A 4,696-nucleotide genomic window follows, 5' to 3' on the forward strand; every position below is an offset into this window, starting at 1 on the left:
GCACCAGCGGGCACGCCTTCGCGGTGAAGGCGTGCAGCACCGGTGTCCCCGGTGCCACGACCGCCCCGAACGCCGCCCGCAGCGCCGCCGCCGACCGCCGGATGCCGGTGACGTCCAGCAGCCCCACCACGGCCGTGTCCGGGCCCAGCAGCCCCTGTTCGACGGCCGCGCGCACCGCCCGGTCCCGCCGCGCCGCCCGCTCCCGGGCCTCGGCCCCGGACTCGGGCTCGGGCACGGCCCCCGTCCCGGGCTCCCGCGCGGTCCCGGCCCCGGCGTCCTGTGCGGCCTCGATCTCCTTCACGGGCCTCTCCGTCCTGCCCCGGCTTGCGGTGTCTCCAGCCGGATACCCGCCACGCGCCGGACGGGACCACTCCATGTATTGACTAGCTCTATTCAGGCCTACAGGATGTGAATAGTCGTAGGCACAGGAGGAGCAGAGATGTCGGGACCCCGCCCCGTACGAGCACCGCGCGGCACGGAACTCAGCGCCCTGGGATGGCAGCAGGAAGCCGCCCTGCGCATGCTGCAGAACAACCTCGACCCCGAGGTCGCCGAGCACCCCGACAAGCTCGTCGTCTACGGCGGCACCGGCAAGGCCGCCCGCGACTGGCGCTCCTTCGACGCCATGGTCCGCACCCTGAAGACCCTCAAGCAGGACGAGACCATGCTGGTCCAGTCCGGCCGCCCGGTCGGCGTGATGCAGACCCACGAGTGGGCCCCGCGCGTCCTCATCGCCAACTCCAACCTCGTCGGCGACTGGGCCAACTGGGAGGAGTTCCGCCGCCTGGAGGCCCTCGGGCTGACCATGTACGGCCAGATGACCGCCGGCTCCTGGATCTACATCGGCACCCAGGGCATCCTCCAGGGCACCTACGAGACCTTCGCCGCCGTCGCCGCGAAGAAGTTCGGCGGCACGCTCGCCGGGACCATCACGCTGACCGCCGGCCTCGGCGGCATGGGCGGCGCCCAGCCGCTCGCCGTCACCATGAACGACGGCGTCGCGATCTGCATCGACTGCGACCCGCGCGCCATCGAGCGCCGCATCGAGCACCGCTACCTCGATGTGAGGGCCGACTCCCTCGACCACGCCCTCCAGCTCGCCACCGAGGCCCGCGACCAGCGCAAGCCGCTGTCCATCGGCGTCCTCGGCAACGCGGCCGACCTGGTCCCGCGGCTGCTCGCCATGAACGCCCCGGTCGACATCGTCACCGACCAGACCTCCGCCCACGACCCGCTGTCGTACCTCCCGGCCGGCATGGCCTTCGAGGACATGGCCGCCGAGGCCGCCAAGGACCCGGCCGGCTTCACCACCCGCGCCCGCGAGTCCATGGCCCGGCACGTGGAGGCCATGGTCGGCTTCCTGGACGCCGGCGCCGAGGTCTTCGACTACGGCAACTCCATCCGGGGCGAGGCCAAGCTCGCCGGCTACGACCGGGCGTTCGCCTTCCCCGGCTTCGTCCCCGCCTACATCCGCCCGCTGTTCTGCGAGGGCAAGGGCCCCTTCCGCTGGGCCGCGCTGTCCGGCGACCCGGCCGACATCGCCAAGACCGACAAGGCGATCCTGGACCTGTTCCCGGAGAACGAGTCCCTGGCCCGCTGGATCAGGATGGCCGGCGAGCGCGTCCACTTCCAGGGCCTGCCCGCGCGCATCTGCTGGCTGGGCTACGGCGAGCGGGACAAGGCCGGCGAGCGGTTCAACGACATGGTCGCGAGCGGGGAGCTGGCCGCGCCGCTGGCCATCGGGCGGGACCACCTGGACTGCGGGTCGGTCGCCTCGCCGTACCGCGAGACCGAGGCCATGCTCGACGGCTCCGACGCGATCGCCGACTGGCCGCTGCTGAACGCCATGGTCAACGTGGCCTCCGGCGCCTCCTGGGTGTCCATCCACCACGGCGGCGGCGTGGGGATGGGGCGCTCCATCCACGCCGGCCAGGTGACGGTGGCCGACGGCACGAAGCTGGGCGGCGAGAAGATCCGGCGCGTCCTGACCAACGACCCCGGCATGGGCGTCATCCGGCACGTGGACGCCGGCTACGACGTCGCCGAGTCCGTCGCGGGGGAGCGAGGGGTACGGGTGCCCATGCGTGAAGGTGACACCGCGTGACGCGGGACGGCAGCTCTCCGGTGGGGACCGAGCCCTCGGCTCCGCCCCCGGGCCCGGCCGTACCGCCCGCGGACACGGCGGCCGCCCCGCCGGCGACCGGCGGCTCCTTCCACGAGATGTGGCGCGAGCTGCTCCCCGTCGGCCGGCACCCCGGCTCCGGCGGCTACCGGCGCTACGCCTGGACCGGCGCCGACGCCGAGTGCCGGGACTGGTTCCGGGAGCAGGCCGAGGCGCGCGGGCTGGCGTACGAGGTCGACCGGAACGGGAACCAGTGGGCCTGGCTGGGCGACCCGGCCGCCGGGGACGCCGTCGTCACCGGGTCGCACCTGGACTCCGTGCCCGACGGCGGGGCCTTCGACGGGCCCCTCGGCGTGGTCTCCTCCTTCGCCGCGCTGGACGAACTGCGCGGCCGGGGCGCGCGGTTCGCCAGGCCGCTCGCCATCGTCAACTTCGGTGACGAGGAGGGGGCCCGGTTCGGGCTCGCCTGTGTCGGATCGCGGCTCACCGCCGGCCGGCTGACCCCCGATCAGGCGCACCGGCTCACCGACGGCGACGGGGTCACCCTCCCCCGGGCCATGGCGGCGGCCGGGTACGACCCCGAGGCCATCGGACCCGACCCCGAACGGCTGGCGCGGATCGGCGCCTTCGTGGAGCTGCACGTCGAACAGGGCCGGGCGCTGGACCTGTCCGGCGACCGGGTCGGCGTCGCCAGCGCCATCTGGCCGCACGGACGCTGGCGGTTCGACTTCCGGGGCGAGGCCAACCACGCCGGCACCACCCGGCTGACCGACCGCCGCGACCCCATGCTGTCGTACGCCCGGACCGTGCTCGCCGCCCGCCGCGAGGCCGAACTCGCCGGTGCCGTCGCCACCTTCGGCAAGATCGCGGTGGAACCGAACGGAGTCAACGCGATCCCCTCGCTGGTGCGCGGCTGGCTCGACTCCCGCGCCGCCGACCAGGAGACCCTGGACACGGTCGTCGGGGCGGTGGAGAAGGCCGCGCGCGAGTACGCCACCGCGCACGGCATCGACCTCGACGTCGTCCGGGAGTCCTTCACCCCGGTCGTCGAGTTCGACCACGCCCTGCGCGACGAACTCGCCCGGATCCTCGGCAAGGACACCGGTCTGACCGTGCCCGTCCTCGGAACCGGAGCGGGACACGACGCCGGGATCCTGGCCGGGCGGATCCCGACCGCCATGCTGTTCGTGCGCAACCCCACCGGTGTCTCGCACTCCCCGGCCGAGTTCGCGGCCGAGGACGACTGCGTGGCCGGGGTGCGCGCACTCGCCGACGTACTGGAAGGGCTGGCCTGCCGGTGACCAAGGGAACCTACTGGCTGGAACACGCCTGGCTCGGCGACCGCGTCGAGCCGGGCGTGGCCGTGGACGTGGCCGGCGGACGCGTCCGCGCCGTGCGCACGGACGTGACCGCCCCGCCCCCGGGCGCCGAGGTGCTGCGCGGGCTGACCCTGCCGGGGCTCGCCAACGCCCACAGCCACGCCTTCCACCGGGCCCTGCGCGGCACGGTCCAGGTCGGCTCCGGGACCTTCTGGACCTGGCGCGAGGTGATGTACTCGGTCGCCGACCGGCTGACCCCGGACACCTACCACGCCCTGGCCCGCGCGGTGTACGCCGAGATGGCCCTCGCCGGCATCACCTGCGTCGGCGAGTTCCACTACGTGCACCACGCCCCCGGCGGCACCCGCTACGCCGACCCCAACGCCATGGGCGAGGCGCTGATCGAGGCCGCCGCCGAGGCCGGCATCCGGATCACCCTCCTGGACACCTGCTACCTCTCCGCCGGCTTCGGGCAGCCGCCGGACGCCCACCAGCTGCGCTTCTCCGACGGCAGCGCGGCGGACTGGGCCGAACGCTGTGCTCTTCTCGAGGAACGGGATCACGCGCGGATCGGAGCGGCCGTCCACTCCGTACGGGCCGTGCCCGCGGGGCAGTTGGCGACCGTCGCCGAGTGGGCCCGGGAACGGCGGGCCCCACTGCACGTGCACCTGTCGGAGCAGCCCGCCGAGAACGAGGCCTGCCTCGCCGCGCACGGCCGCACCCCCACCCGGCTGCTCGCCGACCACGGCGTGCTCGGGCCGCGCACCACCGGCGTGCACAACACCCACCTCACCGAGGAGGACATCGCCCTGCTCGGCGGCTCGGGCACCGGCACCTGCATGTGCCCCACCACCGAACGGGACCTGGCCGACGGCATCGGCCCGGCCGCCGCCCTGCAGTGCATGCCCTGACGCCGGCCCGCGTGGTCCGTGCCGTACGGCGCGATGCTCGTGATCCGCGCCTGCGGCCACTGCTCCCGGATCATCCGCGCGCAGTAGGCACCCGGCAGCTCGCACGACTCCAGCTCGGTGTGCAGCTCCAGCACCTGGTCCGGCGGCACGCCCATGGCTCGCAGCTCGTGGAAGATCTGCCACTCCGGGTGCGGCATGCCCGGCGCCGAACGCCGGATCAGCTGCTGCTCGGAGCCGTCCTGCGCGCGGTAGCGCAGCACGGCCTGATAGCCCGGACCCACCATCGGCTGCCCCTGCGGATACCCGTACGCCGGTCCCTGCCCCGGTCCCGGCACGGAGGCAGC

At 74.1% G+C, this 4,696-nt stretch carries 2 protein-coding genes and 3 pseudogenes; 3 read left to right on the top strand and 2 right to left on the bottom strand.

Annotated elements, in window-relative coordinates:
- Window positions 1-376, bottom strand: a pseudogene (locus tag H5J33_RS38745) (hypothetical protein); the annotation flags it as partial.
- A gap of 63 nt (window positions 377-439) precedes the next feature.
- On the opposite strand from H5J33_RS38745, the gene hutU reads away from it, so the two are divergent.
- The 3 genes and pseudogenes from hutU to H5J33_RS24185 all read left to right on the top strand — a co-directional run.
- Window positions 440-2,104, top strand: a complete 1,665-nt coding sequence (hutU, locus tag H5J33_RS24175) for a urocanate hydratase (protein ID WP_181796992.1) — start codon at window positions 440-442, stop codon at window positions 2,102-2,104.
- A gap of 116 nt (window positions 2,105-2,220) precedes the next feature.
- Entirely contained in the window at window positions 2,221-3,423 is a 1,203-nt protein-coding gene (locus H5J33_RS24180) for an allantoate amidohydrolase (RefSeq protein ID WP_181796993.1), read from the top strand.
- Window positions 3,420-4,340 (top strand): annotated as a pseudogene (locus tag H5J33_RS24185) (formimidoylglutamate deiminase); the annotation flags it as partial. The gene H5J33_RS24180 and the pseudogene H5J33_RS24185, both read left to right, overlap by 4 nt.
- A 50-nt stretch (window positions 4,341-4,390) precedes the next feature.
- Here H5J33_RS24185 and H5J33_RS24190 read toward each other — a convergent pair.
- Window positions 4,391-4,636, bottom strand: a pseudogene (locus H5J33_RS24190) (nucleic acid/nucleotide deaminase domain-containing protein); the annotation flags it as partial.
- Between the last annotated feature and the right edge of the window lie 60 nt (window positions 4,637-4,696).

The sequence above is a fragment of the Streptomyces sp. WELS2 genome (genome assembly GCF_013870595.1).
GTDB lineage: Bacteria > Actinomycetota > Actinomycetes > Streptomycetales > Streptomycetaceae > Streptomyces.

What these genes read in the sequence shown, in the direction of transcription:
- hutU (WP_181796992.1), top strand. Translation starts at nt 440, where the DNA reads ATGTCGGGACCCCGCCCCGTACGAGCACCGCGCGGCACGGAACTCAGC.
- H5J33_RS24180 (WP_181796993.1), top strand. Translation starts at nt 2,221, where the DNA reads ATGTGGCGCGAGCTGCTCCCCGTCGGCCGGCACCCCGGCTCCGGCGGC.